This is a genomic window from Nocardia sp. NPDC020380 (assembly GCF_044386975.1).
In the GTDB taxonomy this organism is placed as follows: Bacteria; Actinomycetota; Actinomycetes; order Mycobacteriales; family Mycobacteriaceae; genus Nocardia.
Genome location: NZ_JBIRVQ010000003.1, coordinates 555,353 through 577,645 on the forward strand (window position 1 = coordinate 555,353; position 22,293 = coordinate 577,645).

The following is a 22,293-nucleotide window of genomic DNA, read 5'->3' on the forward strand; positions in this document are numbered from 1 at the left end:
TGCCCGGCTACCGTGTGGTCATGACCGCGAGCATTCGGTTGTCATCCGCTTCCGGCCGTTGGGTTCTGCTGGCCACCGTCCTCGGTTCGGGGATGGCCATGCTGGACGCGACCGTCGTGAATGTGGCGCTGCCACGCATCGGTGACGAATTCGGCGCCTCCATGGCCGGATTGCAGTGGACGGTCAATGCCTACACGCTCACGCTGGCAGGGCTGATCCTCTTGGGCGGCTCGCTCGGGGACCGGTTCGGGCGGCGCAAGATCTTCGTGATCGGGGTGGTGTGGTTCGCCGTCGCCTCGGCCTTGTGCGGTGCGGCGCAGGATGTTTCGATGCTCATCGCCGCGCGAGCGCTACAAGGTGTGGGCGGGGCGCTGCTGACCCCGGGTTCGCTCGCCATCATTCAAGCCTCGTTCCGCCCGGAGGATCGGGCGCGCGCCGTGGGCGCCTGGTCCGGACTGGGCGGTGTGGCGGGCGCGATCGGCCCGTTCCTGGGTGGCTGGCTGGTGGAGGCGGCGGGCTGGCGCTGGGTGTTCCTGCTCAATATCCCCTTGGCCGTGGTGGTCATCGCGGTGACCGTGCGGCATGTGCCGGAAACCTATGACTCCCAGACGCACGGCAAGTTCGATGTGCGCGGCGCGGCGCTCGCGGCGCTGTGCCTGGCCGGAATCACCTACGCGCTCACCATGGCTCCGGAGAAGGACACGAATCTCGCACTGGTGTGGGGCAGTGCGATAGCCGGTGTCGGCGCGGGCGCGTGGTTCGTGTTCACCGAGCGGCGGCGGTCCCGGCCCGGCCACGATCCGTCCGCCATGCTGCCGGTGGATGTGTTCGCGTCCAAGCAGTTCACGGCCATCAATGTGGTGACCTTCGTGATGTACGGCGCCATGAGCGTGGTCTTCTTCCTGCTCGTGCTTACCCTGCAGGTGGTGGCGGGCTTCAAACCCATCGCGGCGGGCACCGCCATGCTGCCGGTGACGGTGCTCATGCTGCTGTTCTCGGCCAGGTCCGGGGCGCTGGCGCAACGCATCGGCCCGCGCCTGCCCATCACGCTCGGCGTACTGCTGGCGGCGGGCGGCATGCTGCTCATGACCCGCATCAGCACGCACACCGACTACGTGACCGTGGTGCTGCCCGCCGCACTGGTTTTCGGCGCCGGACTCACCCTGGCGGTCGCGCCGCTCACCGCCACCGTCCTGGCCACCGCCGACGAACGACATGCCGGAGTAGCCTCCGGCGTCAACAATGCGGTGGCGCGCGCCGCCGGTCTGCTTGCGGTGGCGGCGATTCCGCCGCTGGCCGGACTCACCGGCGCGGCCTACACCAATCCGGGCGACTTCCAGCACGGATTCCGCATGGCGCTGCTGGTGTGCGCCGTCCTCATGGTGGCCGCGGCGGTACTGGCCTTCACGACCGTGCGCAATGACGCGCTGCGCACCGCCCCGCCCTCCGCCGAACCCGAATGCCGCATCAATTGCCCCGTGGCCGCCCCGCCGCTGGAACCAGCGCACAACGCACCGACCGAAAGCGAGCAGTGATGACCGACGCGAAGACCGATGCGCAGCAACCGGAACCGACCATCACCCAGGTCACCGATACCGCCCCGCAGTACTTCCGCATCGACGTCGCCGGCGAGCGCGCCGGCCTGACGGAGTACGTGGACAATGCCCGCCAGCGCATCTTCTTCCACACGGAAATCGACCCCCGCTTCGCCGGCCGCGGCCTCGCGAGCCGCCTCATCCGCGCCGCCCTCACCGACACCCGCAAGGCCGGCCGCCGCATCGTCCCCATCTGCCCGTTCGTCGCCGACTACGTGCAGAAGCACCACGACTTCGACGACATCCTCGACCCGGTCACCCCGCAGGCCCGCGCCACCGTCGAAAGCGCGCTGGGCTGAACCGTTCTCAGCGCACGGCGTCCGGGCGATAGTCGCCCGGGGTGTGGCCGAAGGTTTTTCGATAGACGTCGATGAACGCGCTCGCGGTGGCCCATCCGCAGCGGTGCGCCACCGCGGTGACGGGTGCGCCGTCGGCCAGCAGCCGAACCGCCCGATGCAGGCGGAGCTGGGTCCGCCATTGCGGGTAGGTCATGGCGAATTCGCCGCGGAACAGACGGGTCAGGGTGCGCTCCCCCGCGCCGGCGGCCCGGCCCAGGTCGGGCAGGGTCCAGCTCACGGTGAGATCCTCCGCGACCAGATCGCAGGCGCGGCGTAGCCGATCGTCCTGGGCGGCCGGAAGCCGCAGCGGCTCTTCGGGACTGCGATCCAGCTGATCGAGCAGTACCTGCCGCAGCCGCTCGACCTCGCTCGCGGGCAGATCGCGCGGATCGGAGCAGGCGATGATCAGCTCGCGCAGCAGCGGCTGGACGCTGATCACCGCGGGCGTGCGGCGATGCGGGAGCCGATCCGACGGGAACACCACCGTGTGGAATCGGGTGGGCCCGTAGAAATCGTGCTCGTGCCAGCAGCCCGCCGGAATCCAGATGGCGCGGTCGCCGGGCGCGATCCAGTGCCCCGCATCGGTATGCACCTCTGCCGCACCGGAACTCGTGTAGACGACCTGGTCCTCGACATGCCGATGCCGGTCGATGTGCGCTCCCGCCGGCAACAGCTGAGCCGAGGTGGCCATCTCGTCGTGCAGTGCGGCGGAAGAATCATGGCGGGATTCCGACATAGATAGGCATTTTATCGGAAGTACGCCAATGGCTGGATTCCTACGCTCTTCCCTGAGAGTTGAGAGGAGGACCGGTCATGGTGGATGTGCGAGCGGATTCGGCGGCGGTCGAGCGGGTCGAATCGGCGTGGAATCGGATGCGGCACTGGGCGATTGCGCATGCGGTCGACGATTTCTATCAGGGTTTGGTGCCGGCGAGCATTCCGTTCTTCGTGCTGGAGCGGCACTACAGCTATGTCGGGGCCTCGGGCCTCGCACTGGCCGCCACGCTGGGTAGCGCACTGCCGCAACCACTGCTGGGGATGCTGGCCGATCGGCGGCGGATGCCATGGATGGCACCGGCCGGGTTGGCCCTCGCGGGAATCGGCGCGGGGTTGGCCGGGCTCGCGCCCAGCTACGCGCTGGTGTGGATGCTGTTGCTGCTGTCCGGTCTGGGCGTCGCGGCATTCCATCCCGCGGCGGGACGTGATGCTCGCCGCGATGCGGGTGACAGCGCGGCGGCCATGAGCTTGTTCGCGGCCGGCGGCAGCGTCGGATTCTTCCTCGCCCCCGCGCTGGCCACTCCGGCCCTGGACACGCTGGGCATCGGTGCGACGGCACTGTTCCTGCCGCCGGCGGTGCTCATGGGTTTCGTGCTGTGGCGGTATCAGCGGCGGCGAATCCGGGAGACCGCCGCCGCCACGGTGATCGGCGGCCATGATCGCTGGGCGCCGTTCGCCCTGCTCACCGCGGTGGAGGTGGCGCGGTCGACCATCTTCTTCGGCATGAACACCTTCATCGCCCTGTTCTGGATCAAGCATCTCGGTGCGTCTCCGGCCATGGGCGGCGCGGCCTTGACCGCCTTCCTGGTCGGTGGCGTGCTGGGCACTTTGAGCGGCGGCCGCCTCGCCGATCGCTTCGGCATGGTGCGCACCATCCAGATAGGCAGTGCCGCACTGATTCCCGCCCTGATCGCGGTCCGCCTGGCACCGTCCCCGCTCTGGGGCCTCCCCCTGGCCGTTTTGGCGGGCATCACCGCCAATATCCCCTTCGCCGTGCTGGTGAAGCTCGGCCAGGACTACCTCCCCACCCGCCCCGGCACCGCCGCGGGCGTCACCCTCGGCCTGGCGGTCAGCGCCGGCGGCCTGTTCGTCCCGATCTTCGGCGCACTGGCCGACGACCACGGCCCGCAAGCAGCCATCACGGCCGTTTGCTGCCTCCCGATCCTCGCCCTGGCTCTGGCCTTCTTCCTCCCGAGCCCCTTGCCGCACAACCAGGAGACCGTCATTACCGAATGAGCGCGGTGAGTGCTGCCGCGTCGAGGAGCCGGGCGGTGCCGGTTTGCAGGGGTGCTAGGTCGACGTCGTGAGGCGGGATGGTGTCGTGGAGGACGTCGGCCCCGTGGATGCGGTCCAGGCGGAAGCCCCTCAGGTCGTTGCGCATTCGGCACCAGGCGTAGAGCTGCCAGTGGTCGCCGATGAGCAGCGCAAGAGGCTCCACGATCCGGTCGGTCGGATTTCCGTGGCGGTCGGTGTATTCCAGCCGCAGCACCCGGCGACGGAGCAGCGCCTCCAGCACTTCCGGTGGCACGGAATACGACTCGCCGGACGGCAGCCGGATGCGGTCGCTCAGGCTGGCGGCCAGCCCGTCATCGCCGTCGGTGAGCAGCCCCAGCACCTTGCGGGCGGCGGTGCGCGCAGCGGCCGCGAAAGGCGTTCCGGCCAGGTGCGGTAGGGCCGTCAGCAGCGCGGTGGCTTCGGTCGCGGCGAGTTCGAGCGGACCCAGCGCCGCATCGGATTCGATATCCGGGGGCCGCTGGGTTCTGCTCACTCTTCGATTGTGACGCGGAGGGGCGACACGTTCGAGGGGGCGGGAAATGAGGTGGGGGTCGTCTAGGGTCCGGGACATGGCACGAATTGTGGTGGTGGGCAGCATCAATATGGATTTGGTGACGACCGTCGGCCGACGGCCGGAGCCGGGTGAGACTGTCAATGGGGAGGGGTTCGCGCTGGTGCCGGGCGGGAAGGGGTCGAATCAGGCGATCGCGGCACGGAAGGCGGGGGCGGAGGTGGAGTTCGCGGGGGCGGTCGGTGACGATGTGTTCGCGGCTGCCCTGCGCGGGGTGTTGCGGGATGCGGGCGTGGGGGTTTCGCGGCTGCGGACGGTGGACGGTCCGAGCGGGATCGCGGCCATCGTGGTGGACGGCGGCGGGGAGAACACCGTCATCGTGGTGGGCGGGGCCAATTCGCGGATGACCGGTCTGGAACCGGCGGATCTGGCTGCGCTCGCGGCGGCCGATGTGCTCATGTGCCAGTTGGAAATTCCGGTGCCGACCGTGCTGGAGGCCGCCCGGCATGCGCGCGCGAACGGGACCGTCGTCATGCTCAATCCCTCCCCGGTGCGCGACCTGCCGCCGGAGTTGTGGGATCAGGTCGATGTCGCGGTGGTCAACGAAGGAGAAGCGGCACAGCTGGATTCGGTGCTCGCCGGAGTACCGCACGTGATCACCACCCTCGGTGCGGCGGGCGCCGCCTACCGCGGCCCCGGCGGCAGCTCGCTGAGTCATCCCGGGGTGCGGGTCGATGTCGTGGACACCACCGGTGCGGGCGACACCTTCACCGGCGCACTGGCCGCCCACTGGCACGAGGGTCCCGTGACGGCGCTGGCCTGGGCCTGCACCGCGGGCGCGCTGGCCACCACGAAACTGGGTGCGAGCGCCGCCATTCCGTCGCGCGCGGAAATCGAGAAAGCGCTCGCCGAGCAGTCCTGACTGCCCTGTCCGGTCGCTAGACGCGAGTCTCCGCCGCCCGCTTGCCGGTGTGGAGGGCGACCAGTTCGGACAGTTGTTTGGCGGCGCGTTCCAAGGGTGCGGTCGTACGGGTGGCCGCGGACATGATCACCGCGCCTTCGACGGCGGCCACGATGGTGGTGGCAAGCGATTTCGCGGTATCCGGCTCGACCGATTCGGCTTCGAGGCGGTCGGCGAGGATGTTCTCCCATTCGGTGAACGTCTCGCCCGCGACATCGGCCGCTTCCGGGGATTCGGACCGGCCGAGGGCGGCGGCGACGATCGGGCAGCCCGCCCGGAAGTCGCTGGTCAGCAGTCCTTCGCGCCACATGCCGGGGAAGGCCGCGATCATGGAGGCCAGGTCGGTGCTGCCGATGAGGGCGCGCATCAGCGCGCTGGAGGCCTGACCGGCGGTGCGGGTGGCCTCGGCGACGAGTTCGGATTTGCCGCCGGGGAAGTTGAGGTAGATGGATCGCCGGGAGATCCCGCTGTGTTCCAGCAGCTGGGAGATGCCGGTGCCGGCGATGCCATTGCAGCGCATGAGGGCGATGGCGCTGTCGATGAGGCGGTCGCGCGCTCCCATTGGAGATCCTTCCTTGCCTGTATACCGATCGGTGTACTACGGTTCTTTTATACCGATTGGTCTACCCGAGTGTAGACCGCCGCACTTCCTTCGACGATCGATCGGGGCCACCATGACGACGCTGCACGACCCCCTGCCGCTGGCCAGTGGCCAGGTCCTCCCCAACCGGCTCGTGAAGTCCGCCCTCAGCGAGGGCCTGGCCGGCGCCGGCAATGCGCCCGACGGGCGACTGGAACGACTCTACGCGCGCTGGAGTCAGGGCGGGTTCGGACTGATCGTGACCGGCAATGTGATGGTCGACCGCCGCCACTGCGGCGAACCCGGCAATGTCGCCATGGAGGACGAACGCGACCTGGCCACCCTGACCCGCTGGGCCGAGATCGCCAAGGACGGCGGCAGCAAGGTCTGGGTGCAGCTCAATCATCCCGGCCGCCAGGCCAACCCGATCGTCACCCGCACCCGCGCGGTCGCCCCCTCCGCCCTGGCCATGGGCATTCCCGGCGTCCCCGCGCCGCGCGAACTCACCGAGGCCGAGATCCTCGACATCATCCAGCGTTTCGGCGCGGCCGCCCGCATCGCCGAGGCCGCCGGCTTCGACGGCGTGCAGATCCACGGCGCGCACGGCTACCTGGTCTCCCAGTTCCTCTCCCCGCTGTCGAATCAGCGCACCGACGCGTGGGGCGGCGACGCGGAACGCCGGCGCCAGTTCGTCGTGGAGGTGGCGCGCAGCATTCGCGCCTCGGTCAGCCCCGGCTTCGGTCTCGGCATCAAACTGAATTCGGCCGACTTCCAGCGTGGCGGGTTCACCGAGGAGGAGTCGCGCGCGGTCATCGAGGAACTGTCCGCCGAGCAGATCGACATGTTCGAGATCAGCGGCGGCAGTTACGAATCCCCCGCCATGATGGGCCGCCCGCAGACCGCCTCCGCCGGCACGCGGGCCCGTGAGGCCTACTTCCTCGACTACGCCGAGTCCGCCCGCAAGGCCGCGGGCGCCGTCCCGATCGCCGTGACCGGCGGCTTCCGCTCCCGCACCGCCATGGCCGAGGCGGTCGCCGACGGTGTGTGCGACCTGGTCGGCATCGGCCGCCCGGCGGCCGTGTTCCCCACCGCCGCAGCCGATCTCCTCACCGAGCGGGTAGCGGTCCTGCGCGCCCCGCACATCTCCCTAGGCCTCCCGCCGCGCCTGGCCGCGGCCCGCAGCCTGAAGTCCGCCGACGGCGCCCTCGACCTGCAGTGGCACACCGACCAATTGCACCGCCTGGGCGCGGGTAAGGACCCCGACCTGAACCGCTCCCCCTTGCTGACGGCCGGAACCATGCTGCGCCGCAATGGCTTCGACGCCTTCCGCAGTAAGCGCGCCGCCGCGCAGGGCGACACCCGAAAGGACGGAAACCCCATGCAGGACAGGACAGCCCGCAAGTTCCGCCGCGAACGCGCCATCGGCCGCTACGTCATGAACCCCACCGTCCGCGCGCTCGACAAGGTCGGCATCCGCACCGCCCTGGCCAGCGAGATCGAGACCGTCGGCCGCAAGTCCGGCCAGCCGCGGCGCGTTCCCATCTCCATGCTCTTCGACGACGAAGGCGCCTGGGCCATCTGCCAGCACGGCACCCGCTCGGGCTGGGGCCTCAACATCACCGCCGACCCGAATGTGCGTGTCCGCCAGGGCAATACCTGGCGCACCGCAACCGCCGTCCTGCTCCCGGACGACGATGTGGTGGCCCGCTCCCGCACCTTCGCCCCGCATCCGCTGCTGGCCGGCGCCGCGCGCAGTATGTTCGCGGCCCTGGAGACCACGCCGGTGACCGTGCGGATCACGTTCACCGACAAGTGAGAATCCGGACGGCCCGCGACAGTCGCGCGGGCTGTCCGGTTCGTGCCGTCACAGGTTGGGGCGCACCAGGATCTGGATGTGATCATCCGGATTGCGGAGCGCCTCGATCGCACCCGCGACGCCGTCCAGGCCCACCTGATCGGTGACGAGGGAGGCGGCGTCGATGGTGCCGTCGGCTATGCGGTGCAGGGTTTTCGCGTATTCCTCGTGGGGGTAGACCATGCACATCTGCAACGAGATGTCCTTGTAGATGCCGACGATCGGCCGGATGACGTCGTCGGTCATGACGGCGCCGATCTGCAGGATCGCGGTCTCGCGGGGGACCTTGTACATGAGGTCGTTGAGCAGGCCCGGGACCGCGGCGCAGACCCAGACGTGGAGCTTCTGGCCGGGCGTGGCGAGTTCCTGCCAGACCTCCACGGGGTCTTCGGTATTCGGGTCGACGACGCGGTGCGCCCCGAGCCGCAACGCCGCTTCCCGACGGAGCTTGGACGGATCCGACGCCACGATCGGCGCGACGCCGCGTTCGGCCAGGGCCGCGACCGCGCCCAGACCGACCGGACCACAACCGATCACGATGCCCGTGCCCTCGGGCCCGATACCGGTGCGGGCCACATTGCCGAAACCCACGGCGAGGGGTTCGGTCATGGCGGCGACGTGCGGGGGCACGTGTTCCGGGATGGGTTCGAGCGCCATGGCCTGCAACACCATTCGCTCGCCGTACCCGCCGGGGAACTCGTTGGAGTAGCCGACGCCGTGGATGCCGCCGGCGGCATCCAGCGCCCACGGCAGGGCAACGACGTTCTGGCCCTCGACGAATGGCGTATCCGGCCCCGCGCCCACGACCCGCGCGGCGAGTTCGTGGCCCATGACGAGATCCCGGTGCGGGTCGAACAGGAAGGTCGGTACTCCGCTGTCGCGGCTGGCCTGGAGGAATTCGTCGGTGTAGTCCAGGGCCTGTTTATCACTGCCGCAGATGCCGCAGGCAATGGTTTCCACCAGTACCTGGCCTGGCCCCGGCACCGGCTCCGGCACTTCGTCGACGACGAGTTTCCGGTTACGCATGACTACCGCGCGCATGTCACCGACCTTCCTGAGCGGGCGTGAGGGCGGCCTGCAAGGCCTGGGCATGACGTTCGAAGGCGGCCTCGACACCGGCGCGCATACCGGACATGAGCCGCTCACTATTGGCATTGGCCCAGTCCAGGGATTCGATCCGCGGCCGGTTGGCGCCGGTGAAATGCGGGATGACATGTTCCGCGAACAGTCGCACGGACCGTTGCGTGGCATCCCAGTCGGCGACGTTCAACGCCAGCACCAGGAAGGTGCCGAACCCACCGGACTGCTCGGCGAGCGCCTCGATGGCGGCGATCGCGTCGTCGGGCGTGCCGATGGTCGCCCGCCCGAAGGCCGGAAATCCGGGCCCGGTCCATTGTTCGACCGCCTCGGCGGCGGTGTCCCCCCACGGCAGTTCCATGCCGCTGAGCTTCTTGATGTAGTGCACGAGATGCCCGATGCCCCATTCGGCTTCGCGCCGCGCCTGTTCCCGCGTCTCGGCAATGTGCATGGGCGCGACGAGCCGCCACTTGGCGCGATTCACGGTGTGGCCGTTGGCGGCCATGGTCTGTTCGTAGATCTTCCAGTTGGGCAGCAGCGCCTCGTACCCGCTGGGGTCGGAGGCGGCGAGCGAGAGCAGTCCCGCGCCGTGGCGTCCGGCCAGCACCGCGCCGGAAGGTGAAATGGTCGAGGCGACCGCCATTTCCAGCCCGTCCTGCTGATAGGGCAGCAGGTGCAGCCGTGCCTCGTTGAGCTCGAACCAGTCCGTTTTGGCGGTGACCACGTCGCCGCGCAGCAGCTGGGTGATGGCGTCCATGGACTCGTGCATCATGTCGCGCTGCCGCGGCTGCGGTACGCCCATCATGGAGGCGTCGGAGGCGAGCTGGCCGGGCCCGATGCCCATCATGACGCGGCCCTTGGTGAGGTGGTCGAGCAGGCAGAGCCGGTCGGCCAGCATCATGGGCTGGTGGTAGGGCAGCGAGTTCACGCCGGTGCCCAGCCGGATCTGCCGGGTGCGCTGGGCGGCGGCGGCCAGGAAGACCTCGGGCGCGGAGATGATCTCCATGCCGGCCGAATGGTGTTCACCCACCCAGGCTTCGGCGTAGCCGAGTTCGTCGGCCAGCTCGACGAGCCGCAGATCGCGCTGGATCTGCAGGGTCGGGTTGCCGGTGAGCGGGTGATATGGCGCGATGAAGAATCCGAACCGGGTGGGTCCGGACGCATTGGGCTGGGTCACTTTTCGTCGCTCCTTCGCGGGATATTCAGTTGTGCTCCGAAAAGTCGCGCACCCGGCGGGGCTCTACCGGGTGCGCGACAGGTCAGTGCTGCCGGTGGCTCAGCCGCGGGCCCACTCGTGGCCCCAGTAGCTGTCGGCGGTCATCTCCTCGGCGACGTAGTCGTCGCCGACCAGCTTTCCCTCGCAACCGAATTCGAGATCCCAGCCGCCGGGGGTGCGGACGTAGAAGGAGATCATCTTGTCGTTGGTGTGCCGGCCCAGCGTGGAGGACAGGTGGTAGCCGGCCTTGGTGACGCGGTCCAGCGCGCGGCCCACATCGTCGAGCTTGTCGACCTCGACCATGACGTGCACGATGCCCGGCCCGTCCGGCCGCGAGCCCGGGATCAGCGCCAGGCTGTGGTGGCGCGGGTTGACGCCCATGAAGCGGATCCAGATCGGGTGCTCGGGCGGGCCGACGCGGAAGGAGCCGCGCGACTTGAAGTCCAGCACCTCGGTGTAGAACTTGCGCGCCGCCTCGATATCCGGCACCGGCAGCACCACATGGCCCAGGCCCAGGTCACCGGTCACGAAGGTGGCGCCGTGCTTGCCGATCACCGGGCTGTGGTCGAGCAGTGGTCCGTGGAAGACCTCGATGGTGAATCCGGCCGGATCGACGAAGCTGATGGCCTCCTCGACATGCCGGCCCGCGGCCTCGGCGAGTGTCAGTGCGGTGACGGCGATTCCGGCCTTCTCCAGGATCTCGCGCACCAGCCCGAGCGAGCGGCTGTCGGCCACCTGCCAGCCCACCGCGATGACCGCGTCGCGCTCCCCGGGGACCAGTTCCAGGCGGTAGGTGTGCTCGTCCACCCGCAGGTAGACCGAGTCCGGATTGGGCCCGCTGCCCTCCGCGAATCCGATGGTGTCGAAGGCGAATTCGCGCCAGGCGGCGACATCCGCGATATGGGCCCGTACGTAGCCGAGAGAGGCGAACGCAGCCATGGTGAAACTCCTCGCGTGATCGGGGTGATCAGGAATAGGTGACGGAGACGTCGTCGGTCACCGGAACGGCCTGGCAGGCCAGCACATAGCCGTCGGCGATGTCGGCGTCCTCCAGGATTTCATTGCGGCGCATGGTCACTTCGCCGGACACCACCCGGCACACGCAGGCGCTGCAGGCGCCCTCGCGGCAGGAGTAGGGCGCGTCGACGCCCTTGGCGAGCAGCACGTCCAGCAGGACCTGCGCGCGGGGCCAGGCGAATTCGTGGTTCTCACCGTCGAGTTCGACCCGCACGGTGGCGGTGTCGCCGTCCTCGTCGACCTCGGCGGCGGTGTCGATCTCGAACGGATTGCCCGACAGCGAGACGAACTTCTCGATGTGCACGCGCTTGCGGTCCGCGCCGAGCGCGGTCATCGCCGCCGCGACCGCGTCCATGAACAGGCCGGGACCACAGACGAACGTCTCCCGGCCCGCCCACGGACGGGCCAACGCGGCCAGCTGATCCACGGCCGGCAGGCCCTGCACCGACTGGAGCCAGTGCAGGACGACCAGCCGGTCGGGATACGCGGCAGCCAGTTCCGCGAGTTCGGTGGCGAAGATGACGGCTTGCTCGTGCTGGTTGGCGTAGATCAGGGCGACCTGCCCGGAGCCTTGCGCCAGCACCGATTTCAGGATGGACAGTACGGGGGTGATCCCGCTGCCGCCGGCGAACAGCAGCAGATCGGTGTCCAGCGAGGCCGGGGTGAACAGCCCGGCGGGCGGCAGCACGTCGAGGGCGAGGCCCTCGGCCGCGTTGTCGCACAGCCAGTTCGAGCCGTACCCGTCCGCGGTGCGCTTGACGGTGACCTTGAGCGGGCCGTCCTCGTGCGGTGCGCTGGACAGCGAGTAGCAGCGGCTGACCGAGCCGGTCAGGTCGCTCGGAATGCGCAGCGTGAGGAACTGGCCGGGCCGATAGGAGAACCGCGCCGCATGCGCCGGATCCGGAGTCAGCTCCAAGGACACGGCATCCGCGGTCTCCCGCACCACCCGGGAAACCCGCACGGCGGCAATACCACCCGCCGCCTGCGCGGTCTCCACTGCGGCCGAGGCCTCGAGCTCCGCCGAATCCGGTTCGATCTCCGTCACCGTCATCCGTCCCACCAATTCCATTCCAGTGCTGTCTGTTCCGCCGTGCTCAGGCCAGGGTGCGGCCGCGGGTACGGACGTCGATATCGCGCGTGCTGACGGTCAGATCGCCCGCGGCGACGGCCGCGTCGATGCTCGCCCGCAGGGCCGGGCAGGTGTGCGTGCGCAGCCCGCCCGCCGCGAGCTCGGTGCAGGCCGCCTCGGCCGCCTTGTTCCATTGCACGCTGGTGTGCTGGTCGCTGTACTTCTCGACCAGCACGCAGGTCCCGCAGGACCGGCACGAAACCTTGTCCATCCCTCTGCCTTTCAGGCGTGTGCTGCTGCGTCGGCTTCGCTCGCGGCGCGCTTGGCGAGGTTGTCGGCGACCTCGGCCTCCCAGGCGGTCACGGCGCGGGTGGTGTCGACCTCGTACTCGAAGCGGTCGGTCATCTCGTCCTTGATGTCCGCCACGTCGGTGTAGAACTGCTCGTACCAGCGGCGCAGCTGGTAGACCGGGCCGTCCTCCTCGCACAGCAGCGGATTGTTGATGCGCGACTTGCGCTTCCAGATGGCCGCGTCCTGTTCGAAGCCGCGGCCCAGGCCGCCCACGAACTTCTCGGCGATCTCCTGCGCCTGTTCCGGCGGCAAGCCGGCGGGCTTCCTGGCGATGGCGCCGTACATGAGGACGAATTGGTTCTCGCTGATCGGGTAGTGGCAGTTGATCAGGTAGCCCTCGACGGTGAGCCCGGGGCTCTCGCTCTTCAGGTAGTCGATCATGTAGGAGGGCCCGTAGTAGGAGGCCACCGACTGGAGAACGTTCTTGCCGCCCAGCGCTTTCGCGGTGGCGCCCATCATGTCCTCGCGGGAGATGGAGGTCATGTACTGGCTGGCGGTGTGGCCCTCGAAGACGTTCTTGAAGAAGGTCGGGAAGCCGTAGTGCACGTAGAAGAAGTGCGCCATGTCCACCACATTGTCGACGACCTCGCGGCAGTTGGCGTCGACGATCATGGAGTTCCAGGTCCAGTCGGTCCACTCGTCGTCGAAGGCGGCGTCGACGCGCGGGATGTCGAGTTCGGCCGGGGGCTGTTTGCCCTCCGGGTCGTTCCACACGAAGAGCTGCTTGTTCTGTTCGAGGGTCGGCCACGCCTTGGTGCGGGCCAGCGGCGGGACGCGGCGCGCGTAGGGGATGCCGGTGCACTTGCCCTTGCCGTTCCAGCGCCAGTCGTGGAACGGGCAGGCGATGGAATCACCCTTGACGGTGCCGTCGGCCAGGTTGCCGCCCATGTGGGGGCAGTAGGCGTTGAGCACGTTGAGGCTGCCGTCCTCGGCCGCGAACACCACGATCTCGGTGCCGAAAGCCTTGACGGTGTGCGGTTTTCCGTCGCGGAAGGAGTCGGCCAGGCCCAGGCAGTGCCAGCCGCGGGCGAATCGAGTGGGCGGAGCGCCCGCGTCGATAACTCGCACATCGGTTGATGTCTCAGCACTTTCCGTGGTGGTCATGTGAATTCCTCTCCCTATGCCTTGCTTCGATGGTTGCGGCCGATGTGACGGCGGTGACACCGCAGTCTCACTGGCCGGGAGGTAGCTACTGATGGGCGAGACGCCCGAAAGCCGCGCGGTAGAAGAGCAGCGGCGTGGCCTCGGAATGCTCGTTCAGGCTGGTCACGCGGCCGATGACAATGGTGTGGTCGCCGCCGTCGACCTCGTCGTGCAGTGCGCAGTCGATGGATGCCAGCGCACCCGACAACAGCGGCGAGCCGTTCTCGGAGGGGATCCACTCGATGCCGCTGAACTTGTCCGGGCCGGGCCGGCCCAGTTGCCGGCACACCTCGGTCTGATCGTCGGCGAGGATATTGACGCAGAACCGGCCCGCGGCGCGAATGCGCGGCCAGGTGCTCGAGGTGCGCGCCGGGAAAAAGCTCACCAGCGGCGGATCCAGCGACAGCGACGCGAAGGACTGGCAGGCGAAGCCCACGGGCGCGCCGTCGTCCAGGGCGGTGATCACGGTGACGCCCGAGCAGAACCGCCCGAGCACAGTCTTGAAAGCCGTCGCGTCGATGGCCGGAACCTGATCCAGCACCGGGTCCACGGCGCCTCCTTTATTTCGGTTCGAAATATAGCTGTCAGTCATGACAGCAGGTGGCGACCGGGAGGCGTCAACATCGTGGTTCGCTGATCGGGATACGTAGGCCGGCTTTTACGTAGTTCTCCCGATTCCGCCGCCTGTGGGCCGGGGCACAGTGAGCTGTGACACCGAATCTGGCACATGCCTAATCGGCATACTCCTAGACTGGATATGAACCAACGGAGGTCTTTATGTCCGTCGCCCTGCTCCCCCCGGCGGAGACTCGAAACACCCACAGCCCCATGCGTTCCAAGGATGCCCGCGCCAACACCGCCGAAGTCCCCGTCTCGATGATCGAGCGGATGACCTTGATCCTGGACGCTTTCGACGCCTCCACCCCCACGCTCACCCTGCTCGGCCTGGTCGAACGCACCGGGTTGCCGCGGTCCACCGTGCACCGGATCCTCGACCAGATGATCAAACTGCGCTGGCTCGCGCACACCTCCGGCGGCTACCGCCTCGGCATGCGCGCACTGGAGCTGGGCGGACTCACCGCGGACCACAACGAGATCCGCGATGCCGTCTCCCCGCTGCTGCACGAGCTGAGCCAGCGCACCGGCATGGTCGGCCACCTCGCCGTCCTGGACGGCCGCGACGTGGTCTACCTGGACAAGGCCGGCGGGCGTTTCGCCGCCAGCCTGCCCACCCGCCTCGGCGGCCGGATGCCCGCGCACGCAACGGCTCTCGGCAAGGCCATGCTCGCCTGTCTGGAACCCAATATCGCCGAGGCCGCGCTGCGCACCCGGCTGCCGCGCCTGACCCCGCGCACCCTGTGCGAGCCCGAGGCGCTCACCCGCGAACTGCAGCAGATCCGCCTGCGCCAGGGCGTGGCCATCGACCGCGAGGAAGCGGTGGCCGGAATCGCCTGCGTCGCAGCCCCGTTGCGCGGCCGCGGCACCGCACCCGCCGCGCTGTCGCTCTCCGGGCGCGCCGACGGCATGAGCTACGACCGGCTGGCCCGGGTCGTGCTCGAGGTCGCCCACGAGGCCGGCCGTACCCTGTTCCCACGTCGTGCACACTGGCGCTGAGCGGAGAATCCCTATGCGGGGGCGAAACAGTTCGACCGTGACCGAGGGCGCCGAGCCCGCTCGTTCCGATGAGCGGCAAGGAGTTCCGGAGTTGCCCACCACGGCGTGGGCCGTGCTCGGCATGCTCTCGCACGCCGAGGAGCTCTCCGGATACGACCTGAAGAAATGGGCGGACTGGAGTCTGCAGTTCTTCTATTGGAGTCCGTCGTTCAGTCAGATCTACGCGGAACTGAAACGACTGGAGAAACACGGTTATGCGACCTCGCGCACCGTGGTGTCGGAAGACGGTATGCGTGGTAAACGTATGTACGCCATTACCGACAGCGGCCGGGAGGCCGCGTCCCACTGGGTGAACCACTCCCCCGTCGAAGTGCCGGTGCTCAAGCACAGCGTCATGTTGCGGGCCTGGCTCGGGCATCTCGCCGAACCCGACCGCATGCGGGAAATCCTCACCCAGCACATCGATTACGCCGAGCAGATGCGCCGCCGCGCCGCCGCCGACGCCGAGGGCTCCGACGCCAATCCGGACTGGGCCTATCCCAGCGCCGTATTGCGCTGGTGTGTAAGGCATTACGAAGCGGAGCGGGAATTCGCCCAGGATCTACTGGACGACCTCGACAAACTGGCGCGGAAGCGTAGCCGCCGCAAGCCTGCGGCAAAGCAGAATTCCGAAGATTCCCACTGAACGGACTTCGCCATAGGCGGCAACCTCCGGCGGTGACACGGTTCACAAATCGTGTTACCCATCTCTACTGGAGGACGCCCCATGTCCACCTCCGTCGACACCGCGGTGCCGCCCGGCCCCGCGTCCGATGAATCCGGCCGTCTCGACGGCGCCTCGAACCTGAGGATATGGTCGGTTCTCGCCATTATCGTGCTGTTCACCGAGGTCTCCCCGATGCAGTACGTCATGGTCGCCTCGGCCCTGCGGCAGATCGCGCCCACCTTCCCCAGCGAAGGCGCGAACATCAACTGGGCCATCATTGTTTTCGGCATCGTCGGCGCCGCCGTCTCACCGTTGATCGGCAAGCTCAGTGACATCTGGGGCAAGAAGAAGATGTTCTTGCTGTGCGGTGTGCTGTTCCTGATCGGCACCGCCATGTGCGCGATCACCAGTAACTGGGCCGTCTTCCTGATCGGGCGCGCGTTCGAAGCGACCGCCATCGCGACGACCGTCGTCTCCTACGGGCTCATCCGGGATCTCATGCCGCGCAGGCTGGTTCCCATCGGACTGGGCATCGCCTCCACCGGGCTCGGCGTCTCCGCGCTGGCCGGGCCGCTCATCGGCGGCTACATCACCGATCACTACAGCTGGCGTGCGCTGTTCTGGTTCCTGTTCGTCTTCACGCTGATCATGATTCCGCTGCTCATCATCGTGGTGCCGGAATCCAAGCTGCGCACGCCGCAGCGGCTGGACCTCATCGGCGTGGTGCTGCTCGGTGCGGGCGCGACGCTCACGCTCATCTACCTGGACAAGGGCCAGGATTGGGGCTGGGGCAAGTTCTCCACGCTCATCTGGCTGATCGCCGGCCTGGTGTTGCTGGCCCTGTTCCCGCTGGTGGAAATGCGGGCCAAGAACCCGATCATGGATATGAAGCTGCTGTTCACGCCGCGCGTGGCCGTGCTGCTTTTCATCGGTCTGCTGGCCTCGTTCATGATCGGATACCAGTCCTACGCCACCGGCTACATGACGCAGTCGCCACCCGCCTCCGAGGTGGTCTCGCAGGTCAAGGACGCCACCTGGACCCAGGTGAAGGCCGGTGCGCTGGCCCAGGCGCAGGCCCAGGCCGAAGCACAGGCCAAGTCTCAACTGCCGCCGGGCGTGCAATTGCCGCCGGGTGCGGTGAAGGTGCCGCCGGAAGCCGTGTACTCGCAGCTGCCGCCGAACATGGTGAACGTCAAGCTGGATCCGGGCTACAGCTACGGCAACAACTTCACCTTGCTGAAGTTCGCCACGCACGTGACCCTCGCACAATCGCTGATAGCCATGGTCTTCGGATTCATCGGCGGACTCTGGATCCGGCGCTCGGGTGCGCGCTGGCCATTGGTGACCGCGCTGGTGATCTTCGTCGGCAGCGGATTGGCCTACGCGGCACTGTCACACGGCTGGCAGACGCAGGCCTTGATCAGCGCGGTGTACGGCATCGCGTTCGCGCTGTACTACGCCTCGACGCCGAACCTCATAGTGGAAGGGGTTCCGGCGCAGCAGCAAGGCATCAGCGCGGGCATGCTGGGCGTCATGCAGGCCATGGGCGCGGCCATCGGCCTCGCGGTGGCCACCGCCTTCCTGACGGCCAATCCGGTGAAGGCCGTGGTGTCGGTGGCGGGCGCGCCCTCGGTCACCAAGGACATCCCACTCCTGTACGCGGACAAGGGATATGAGATCAGCTTCTACTTCGTGGCGATCTCGGCGGCCATCGCCCTGATCGGCGCGCTGATCATGAAGCACGGCCGGACCGCCGCGACCGGCGGCGCCGCGCACTGACGGCCGGAAAAGGCCCGGAGGCTTGCCGCCTCCGGGCCTTTTCCATATCGTTCGCCTTCCGGTGAGCGGGACGCCACCTCGATGTTCTCCGCGCGGCATATTTCTATTTGAAATAGGGCCGACACAGTTCGGCCGAGGAGGTGGTCGACGATGACCGAAGGACTCGACAGCATCACCGCTGCGGTGCACGCGCTCGCCCGCGGCGGCCCGGTGCTGGTGGTGGACGACGAGGATCGCGAGAACGAAGGCGACCTGATCCTGGCCGCCGAACTGGCGACCACCGAGACCATCGCGTTCCTGATCCGCCACACCAGCGGCGTCCTCTGCGTCCCGTTGACCGGCGAGGACTGTGACCGCCTCGACCTCCCACCCATGACCGCGCACAACCAGGACCCCAAAGGCACCGCCTACACGGTCTCGGTGGACGCGAGTTCCGGTGTCACCACCGGCATTTCGGCCGCCGACCGCGCCCGCACCACGCGCCTCCTGGCCGACCCCCGCACCACCCCCGCCGAGCTCACCCGCCCCGGCCACGTCTTCCCCCTGCGCGCGAATCCCCGTGGCGTCCTGGGCCGCCCGGGCCACACCGAGGCGGCCGTGGACCTCATGCGCCTGGCCGGCCTCCGCCCCGCCGGCGTCATCGCCGAAGTGGTCAACGACGACGGCACCATGTCCCGCCTCCCGGAACTCCGAATCTTCGCGAAGGAGTGGGACATCCCCCTGATCTCCATCGCCGACCTGATCGAGCACCGGAAGAGCCTGGAACACGGCATCTCCCGCGTCGTCGAAACCCGCCTCCCCACCCCCCACGGCAACTTCCGCGTCCTCGGCTACGCCGACGAGCACACCGGCACAGAACATCTCGCTCTCATCCACGGCAATCCGACCGGCGCGGACGTCCTCACCCGCATCCACTCCGAATGCCTCACCGGCGACGCCTTCGGCTCCCTCCGCTGCGACTGCGGCGAGCAACTGGACGCCGCCATGGCCGCCGTAGCCGCCGAGGGCAACGGCATCATCGTCTACCTCCGCGGCCAGGAAGGCCGGGGCATCGGCCTCCTGAACAAGCTGCGCGCCTACGAACTCCAGGACGCGGGCGCCGACACCGTCGACGCCAACGTCCGGCTCGGACTCCCCATCGACGCCCGCGACTACCGCGCCGCCGCCCGCATCCTCCACGACCTCGACGTCACTTCCGTCCGCCTGCTCAGCAACAACCCGGCCAAGCAATCCGGCCTCGAAACCCATGGTCTCCCCGTGTCTTCCCGGATTCCCTTGCAAACCCAGCCCACCGAACACAACGTCCGCTACCTCCGCACCAAGCGCGACCGCATGCGCCACCACCTCACCGAGGTCGAGCCCGCAGTCGGATTCCACTGACTGTCGCGGCCATTGCCCGCCCGGCGGCGTGCAGCGGCTCGGCGGTGCGCAGGGTGCGGCTGAGGATGAAAGCGCCTTCGAGAGCGGACAACACCGCGAGAATCAGCTCACGCGCTTCGGATTCCGCGAGGCCGCGGCTCACGAAATAGGTTGTGCCCTGGTCGATCCAGGAGTTGATGACCTCGGCGGCGACCTCGCGGAGGGCGGGTTCGGAGTCGGCGATTTCGCCGGCGACCGTGCCGACGGGGCACATGTTCATCCAGCCGCTCGCTTCGATGGTTTCGGCGGCGGCGACGAAGGCGGCGGGGATTGCCACCTGGAGGTCGTCGTGGGCGTCCATCAGTAGTGGGAGCAGTTGGATGTAGGCCGCGCCGGAGGTGCGGAGGGCTTCGGCGGCTATCTGCGGCTTGCCGCCGGGGAAGTGGTGGTACAGCGAGCCCATCGGGGCGTTCGAGGCGGCGGTGATCTGTTTGACCGTGACGGCGCTGTAGCCGTTGACGCGCATGAGTTCGCCTACTGCGGTGATGAGGCGGTCGCGGGTGGTGGTTGACATCTTCTCGGCCACACCATCAGACTAGAGCAAATGCACTAGAGCGTTTGCTCTATCGGAGGTGATCATGGCTGTTGTCGAGATTCCTGCAGGTCGGATCCACTATGCGGAGCGTGGGGAGGGGCCCGCGGTGGTGTTTCTGCACGGGCTGCTGATGAACCACACCTTGTGGGATCAGGTGCTCGAACTGCTGCCGACGGGATTCCGGTACGTGCTGCCGGATCTGCCGTTGGGGGCGCATCCGGAGCCGTTGCGGGCGGACGCCGATCTGAGCATGCGAGGGATGAATCAGCTCGTCGCGGACTTCCTCGAAGCCCTCGAGCTGCGGGATGTCACGCTGGTGCACAGCGATTGGGGCGGGGCGCTGTTCCTCACCGCCTATGGGCTGGACGAGCGGGTCGGGCGGTTGATCGTGATGCCGTGCGAGGCGTTCGACAACTTCCCGCCGGGATTGCCGGGGAAGACCGCGAAGCTGCTCCCGATACTGCCGGGCGGGGTGTACATGGCGTTGCGGCAGTTCCGGATCGGATGGATTCGCCGGACCCCGCTCATGTTCGGGTGGATGGCGCGGAAGCCGCTGCCGGACGAGCTGGTGCGCGGCTGGACCGAACCGGGACTCCGGGACAAGCGGATCCGCCGGGATCTGCTCGGCTATGCCGGGATCGATATCGACAAGCAGGCGTACATCGCGAATACCGAAGCGCTGCGCGGCTTTTCCGGCGACGCCCTGATCCTGTGGTCCGCGCAGGACAAGGTGATGCCGCCCGAGCACGGGCGCCGGCTGGCCGAGCTCATTCCGAAGGCGCGGCTGGTCGAGATCGACGACGCGTACGTGCTGTCCATGCTGGACCAGCCGCGGGCGGTGGCCGCCGCCATGTCGGCCTTCCTCACCGGAGCCGCCGTGGAACACGCCTGATGTCGTGACGCCCGGGTATGGTCGCGGCATCGGGATGTGCTTGCGAGGAGGCAACGATGCCGAGTTTGGTCAGCCGGATGGTGCCGGTCTATCTGCGGGTCGTGCGTGCGAACGAACCGTTCGTGACCGCCGAGGGCGCGCGGAAACACATTCGCGAGCGCAGCATCCGGCCGCAACCGTACGGCCCGCCGCGATTACTGCGCCGCGATGTCCAGGTATCCGTCGAGAAATGGCGCGGGTGGCCGGTTTACACGCTCACCCCGCGCACCGGCCTGCCGTCCGGGAATGTCGTGTACGCGCACGGCGGCGGCTGGGTGAATGAAATCCAGCCGCAGCATTGGAGTTTGGCGGCCGATATCGCCGTCGGCAGCGCCACCACGGTCACGCTGCCCATTTATCCGCTCATCCCGTTCGGCACCGCCGACAAGGTGATTCCGGACATGGTGGATCTGGTGCTGGCCAACCGTTCCCGCTACGGCGAGGTCCGGCTGGGCGGCGATTCGGCGGGCGGTCAGATAGCGCTGTCGACGGCGGTGGCCCTGCGCGACGAACACGAGGTGCGAATTCCGCGCACCATCCTCATCGCGCCCGCGCTCGACCTGTCGATGAGCAATCCGGAAATCCCCGTCGTGCAGCGCATCGATCCGTGGCTGGGCCGGGACGGCGGCCTGATTCTCGGCGAGCATTGGCGCGGCGCGTTTCCCATCGACCATCCCTGGGTCAGCCCGCTTTTCGCGACCTTCGAGGGTCTCGGCCCCCTGACCGTATTCAGCGGCACCCGCGACATCCTGAATCCCGATGCCCGCCTGCTGATCGGCAAGGCCCGCGCCGCAGGCGTCGACCTCGAATACCACGAGGGCGAGCACCTGGTGCACGTCTATCCATTGACGCCGACCGTGGAGGGCCGCGCCGCCCGCGCCCTCATCGTGAACCAGCTACGCGCGGAACGCACTCCGCATTAGCTGCGAATAATGTTGCTCGGCGCGCGAATTCCCCCGGAGGCACCCTACTGTGCGTGAGGGGCGCCGAATGGCGCCCATCCACACGCATGGCATATCGAAGGGTAGTAACCAGGTGAAGAACTCACGAATCCGTCGGGCGGGGATCGGCATCACCGGATTCGCGGCCATGGCCACGGTAGCGGTCATCGCCGCGCCGGGCGCGCTGGCCGATACGACCAACAACAATCTGACGGTGGCGGGCAGCAACTTCTACTCGAACACCGCCTACACCGTCACGGCGAACATCTCGAATATCACCGACGCGGTGAATGTCTGGTTCTACGACAATGGCACCGCCATCGTCCCGAGCGGTCAGAGCTCGCCCAGCATCACGCCGAGCAATGGCACGGCCACCCTCAACTGGACGCCGACCACCGACGGAACCCACCAGATCACCGCCTCCGTCGCCGAACCCGGCAACAATGTCTGGCTGGGCCCGGTCACCGTCTCGGTGACCGACGCGCCCGCCGGCGGCGGTGGCGGCAACGGCGCGCTGAGCAACCTGCTCAGCACCCTGCTGAGCAGCCTCAGCGCCAGCGCGGGCAACGGCCAGTAAGCACGACCGGGCCGGGCCGCGCATCC

The 22,293-nt window shown here is 68.2% G+C and carries 22 protein-coding genes and 2 pseudogenes; 13 read left to right on the forward strand and 11 right to left on the reverse strand.

What is annotated here, in order from left to right; genetic code table 11:
- Nucleotides 1-20: 20 nt before the first annotated feature.
- Both ACH438_RS10170 and ACH438_RS10175 read left to right on the forward strand, forming a co-directional pair.
- Nucleotides 21-1,535, forward strand: coding sequence for an MFS transporter (locus ACH438_RS10170; protein ID WP_397003361.1), 1,515 nt, complete (start codon nt 21-23; stop codon nt 1,533-1,535).
- On the forward strand, nt 1,535-1,894 hold the full coding sequence (locus ACH438_RS10175) for a GNAT family N-acetyltransferase (protein WP_397003363.1): 360 nt from the start codon (nt 1,535-1,537) through the stop codon (nt 1,892-1,894). Before ACH438_RS10170 ends, ACH438_RS10175 begins: the two co-directional genes overlap by 1 nt.
- A gap of 7 nt (nt 1,895-1,901) precedes the next feature.
- Here ACH438_RS10175 and ACH438_RS10180 read toward each other — a convergent pair whose 3' ends face one another.
- Nucleotides 1,902-2,624, reverse strand: coding sequence for an AraC family transcriptional regulator (locus ACH438_RS10180; RefSeq protein WP_397003738.1), 723 nt, complete (start codon nt 2,622-2,624; stop codon nt 1,902-1,904).
- Nucleotides 2,625-2,746: 122 nt separating this feature from the next.
- Between ACH438_RS10180 and ACH438_RS10185 the strand changes: the two genes are divergently transcribed.
- Nucleotides 2,747-3,946, forward strand: coding sequence for an MFS transporter (locus tag ACH438_RS10185; protein WP_397003365.1), 1,200 nt, complete (start codon nt 2,747-2,749; stop codon nt 3,944-3,946).
- Here the strand turns inward: ACH438_RS10185 and ACH438_RS10190 are convergent.
- Nucleotides 3,936-4,478 (reverse strand): helix-turn-helix transcriptional regulator, encoded by a 543-nt coding sequence (locus ACH438_RS10190; RefSeq protein ID WP_397003367.1) that lies wholly within the window; start codon nt 4,476-4,478, stop codon nt 3,936-3,938. The two genes, ACH438_RS10185 and ACH438_RS10190, sit on opposite strands and share 11 nt — an antisense overlap.
- Before the next feature lie 76 nt (nt 4,479-4,554).
- Between ACH438_RS10190 and ACH438_RS10195 the strand changes: the two genes are divergently transcribed.
- Nucleotides 4,555-5,418, forward strand: coding sequence for a ribokinase (locus ACH438_RS10195; protein WP_397003369.1), 864 nt, complete (start codon nt 4,555-4,557; stop codon nt 5,416-5,418).
- A gap of 16 nt (nt 5,419-5,434) precedes the next feature.
- On the opposite strand, the gene ACH438_RS10200 is transcribed toward ACH438_RS10195, so the two are convergent.
- The gene (locus tag ACH438_RS10200) at nt 5,435-6,019 is read right to left on the reverse strand and encodes a TetR/AcrR family transcriptional regulator (protein ID WP_397003371.1); all 585 of its coding nucleotides are present in this window, start codon (nt 6,017-6,019) and stop codon (nt 5,435-5,437) included.
- Nucleotides 6,020-6,131: 112 nt separating this feature from the next.
- Between ACH438_RS10200 and ACH438_RS10205 the strand changes: the two are divergent.
- Both ACH438_RS10205 and ACH438_RS10210 read left to right on the forward strand, forming a co-directional pair.
- Nucleotides 6,132-7,100, forward strand: a pseudogene (locus ACH438_RS10205) (NADH:flavin oxidoreductase/NADH oxidase family protein); the annotation flags it as partial.
- Nucleotides 7,101-7,415: 315 nt separating this feature from the next.
- Nucleotides 7,416-7,853: a nitroreductase family deazaflavin-dependent oxidoreductase gene (locus ACH438_RS10210; RefSeq protein ID WP_397003739.1), complete on the forward strand. Its 438-nt coding sequence runs from the start codon at nt 7,416-7,418 to the stop codon at nt 7,851-7,853.
- A 48-nt stretch (nt 7,854-7,901) separates the two neighbouring features.
- Here the strand turns inward: ACH438_RS10210 and ACH438_RS10215 are convergent, their stop codons facing one another.
- The 7 genes and pseudogenes from ACH438_RS10215 to ACH438_RS10245 all read right to left on the reverse strand — a co-directional run bounded on the left by ACH438_RS10215 (nt 7,902) and on the right by ACH438_RS10245 (nt 14,315).
- Nucleotides 7,902-8,933 carry a zinc-binding dehydrogenase gene (locus tag ACH438_RS10215; RefSeq protein WP_397003373.1) on the reverse strand — a complete coding sequence of 344 codons (1,032 nt, stop codon included), beginning with the start codon at nt 8,931-8,933 and terminating at the stop codon, nt 7,902-7,904.
- Nucleotide 8,934: 1 nt separating this feature from the next.
- Complete coding sequence (locus ACH438_RS10220; RefSeq protein WP_397003375.1) at nt 8,935-10,146, reverse strand: LLM class flavin-dependent oxidoreductase; 1,212 nt, start codon at nt 10,144-10,146, stop codon at nt 8,935-8,937.
- A gap of 83 nt (nt 10,147-10,229) precedes the next feature.
- A pseudogene (locus ACH438_RS10225) lies at nt 10,230-11,124 on the reverse strand (VOC family protein); the annotation flags it as partial.
- Between the two features lie 28 nt (nt 11,125-11,152).
- The gene (locus ACH438_RS10230) at nt 11,153-12,253 is read right to left on the reverse strand and encodes a 2Fe-2S iron-sulfur cluster-binding protein (RefSeq protein ID WP_397003377.1); all 1,101 of its coding nucleotides are present in this window, start codon (nt 12,251-12,253) and stop codon (nt 11,153-11,155) included.
- Nucleotides 12,254-12,296: 43 nt separating this feature from the next.
- Entirely contained in the window at nt 12,297-12,542 is a 246-nt protein-coding gene (locus ACH438_RS10235) for a hypothetical protein (RefSeq protein ID WP_397003379.1), read from the reverse strand.
- Between the two features lie 11 nt (nt 12,543-12,553).
- Entirely contained in the window at nt 12,554-13,726 is a 1,173-nt protein-coding gene (locus ACH438_RS10240) for a Rieske 2Fe-2S domain-containing protein (RefSeq protein WP_397003381.1), read from the reverse strand.
- A gap of 85 nt (nt 13,727-13,811) precedes the next feature.
- Nucleotides 13,812-14,315 carry a flavin reductase family protein gene (locus tag ACH438_RS10245; protein WP_397003383.1) on the reverse strand — a complete coding sequence of 168 codons (504 nt, stop codon included), beginning with the start codon at nt 14,313-14,315 and terminating at the stop codon, nt 13,812-13,814.
- Between the two features lie 278 nt (nt 14,316-14,593).
- Between ACH438_RS10245 and ACH438_RS10250 the strand changes: the two genes are divergently transcribed.
- The 4 genes from ACH438_RS10250 (at nt 14,594) to ACH438_RS10265 (ending at nt 19,244) form a co-directional block, all read left to right on the forward strand.
- Nucleotides 14,594-15,379, forward strand: coding sequence for an IclR family transcriptional regulator (locus ACH438_RS10250; protein ID WP_397003385.1), 786 nt, complete (start codon nt 14,594-14,596; stop codon nt 15,377-15,379).
- Nucleotides 15,380-15,416: 37 nt separating this feature from the next.
- Nucleotides 15,417-16,064 (forward strand): PadR family transcriptional regulator, encoded by a 648-nt coding sequence (locus ACH438_RS10255; protein ID WP_397003387.1) that lies wholly within the window; start codon nt 15,417-15,419, stop codon nt 16,062-16,064.
- 81 nt (nt 16,065-16,145) lie between these two features.
- Nucleotides 16,146-17,864: an MFS transporter gene (locus tag ACH438_RS10260; protein WP_397003389.1), complete on the forward strand. Its 1,719-nt coding sequence runs from the start codon at nt 16,146-16,148 to the stop codon at nt 17,862-17,864.
- A gap of 150 nt (nt 17,865-18,014) precedes the next feature.
- On the forward strand, nt 18,015-19,244 hold the full coding sequence (locus tag ACH438_RS10265; protein ID WP_397003391.1) for a bifunctional 3,4-dihydroxy-2-butanone-4-phosphate synthase/GTP cyclohydrolase II: 1,230 nt from the start codon (nt 18,015-18,017) through the stop codon (nt 19,242-19,244).
- On the opposite strand, the gene ACH438_RS10270 is transcribed toward ACH438_RS10265, so the two are convergent.
- Nucleotides 19,210-19,809, reverse strand: a complete 600-nt coding sequence (locus ACH438_RS10270) for a TetR/AcrR family transcriptional regulator (protein WP_397003393.1) — start codon at nt 19,807-19,809, stop codon at nt 19,210-19,212. The genes ACH438_RS10265 and ACH438_RS10270 overlap by 35 nt on opposite strands.
- A 52-nt stretch (nt 19,810-19,861) precedes the next feature.
- Here ACH438_RS10270 and ACH438_RS10275 point away from each other — a divergent pair, with 52 nt between their 5' ends.
- The 3 genes from ACH438_RS10275 (at nt 19,862) to ACH438_RS10285 (ending at nt 22,267) form a co-directional block, all read left to right on the forward strand.
- Complete coding sequence (locus ACH438_RS10275; protein ID WP_397003395.1) at nt 19,862-20,710, forward strand: alpha/beta fold hydrolase; 849 nt, start codon at nt 19,862-19,864, stop codon at nt 20,708-20,710.
- 56 nt (nt 20,711-20,766) lie between these two features.
- Nucleotides 20,767-21,672, forward strand: a complete 906-nt coding sequence (locus tag ACH438_RS10280) for an alpha/beta hydrolase fold domain-containing protein (RefSeq protein WP_397003397.1) — start codon at nt 20,767-20,769, stop codon at nt 21,670-21,672.
- Nucleotides 21,673-21,784: 112 nt separating this feature from the next.
- Nucleotides 21,785-22,267, forward strand: coding sequence for an Ig-like domain-containing protein (locus tag ACH438_RS10285; protein ID WP_397003399.1), 483 nt, complete (start codon nt 21,785-21,787; stop codon nt 22,265-22,267).
- Nucleotides 22,268-22,293 lie beyond the last annotated feature (26 nt).

What these genes read in the sequence shown, in the direction of transcription:
- ACH438_RS10170 (WP_397003361.1), top strand. Translation starts at nt 21, where the DNA reads ATGACCGCGAGCATTCGGTTGTCATCCGCTTCCGGCCGTTGGGTTCTG.
- ACH438_RS10175 (WP_397003363.1), top strand. Translation starts at nt 1,535, where the DNA reads ATGACCGACGCGAAGACCGATGCGCAGCAACCGGAACCGACCATCACC.
- ACH438_RS10180 (WP_397003738.1), bottom strand. Translation starts at nt 2,624, where the DNA reads ATGGCCACCTCGGCTCAGCTGTTGCCGGCGGGAGCGCACATCGACCGG.
- ACH438_RS10185 (WP_397003365.1), top strand. Translation starts at nt 2,747, where the DNA reads ATGGTGGATGTGCGAGCGGATTCGGCGGCGGTCGAGCGGGTCGAATCG.
- ACH438_RS10195 (WP_397003369.1), top strand. Translation starts at nt 4,555, where the DNA reads ATGGCACGAATTGTGGTGGTGGGCAGCATCAATATGGATTTGGTGACG.
- ACH438_RS10200 (WP_397003371.1), bottom strand. Translation starts at nt 6,019, where the DNA reads ATGGGAGCGCGCGACCGCCTCATCGACAGCGCCATCGCCCTCATGCGC.
- ACH438_RS10210 (WP_397003739.1), top strand. Translation starts at nt 7,416, where the DNA reads ATGCAGGACAGGACAGCCCGCAAGTTCCGCCGCGAACGCGCCATCGGC.
- ACH438_RS10215 (WP_397003373.1), bottom strand. Translation starts at nt 8,933, where the DNA reads ATGCGCGCGGTAGTCATGCGTAACCGGAAACTCGTCGTCGACGAAGTG.
- ACH438_RS10230 (WP_397003377.1), bottom strand. Translation starts at nt 12,253, where the DNA reads ATGACGGTGACGGAGATCGAACCGGATTCGGCGGAGCTCGAGGCCTCG.
- ACH438_RS10235 (WP_397003379.1), bottom strand. Translation starts at nt 12,542, where the DNA reads ATGGACAAGGTTTCGTGCCGGTCCTGCGGGACCTGCGTGCTGGTCGAG.
- ACH438_RS10240 (WP_397003381.1), bottom strand. Translation starts at nt 13,726, where the DNA reads ATGACCACCACGGAAAGTGCTGAGACATCAACCGATGTGCGAGTTATC.
- ACH438_RS10250 (WP_397003385.1), top strand. Translation starts at nt 14,594, where the DNA reads ATGCGTTCCAAGGATGCCCGCGCCAACACCGCCGAAGTCCCCGTCTCG.
- ACH438_RS10260 (WP_397003389.1), top strand. Translation starts at nt 16,146, where the DNA reads ATGTCCACCTCCGTCGACACCGCGGTGCCGCCCGGCCCCGCGTCCGAT.
- ACH438_RS10265 (WP_397003391.1), top strand. Translation starts at nt 18,015, where the DNA reads ATGACCGAAGGACTCGACAGCATCACCGCTGCGGTGCACGCGCTCGCC.
- ACH438_RS10275 (WP_397003395.1), top strand. Translation starts at nt 19,862, where the DNA reads ATGGCTGTTGTCGAGATTCCTGCAGGTCGGATCCACTATGCGGAGCGT.
- ACH438_RS10280 (WP_397003397.1), top strand. Translation starts at nt 20,767, where the DNA reads ATGCCGAGTTTGGTCAGCCGGATGGTGCCGGTCTATCTGCGGGTCGTG.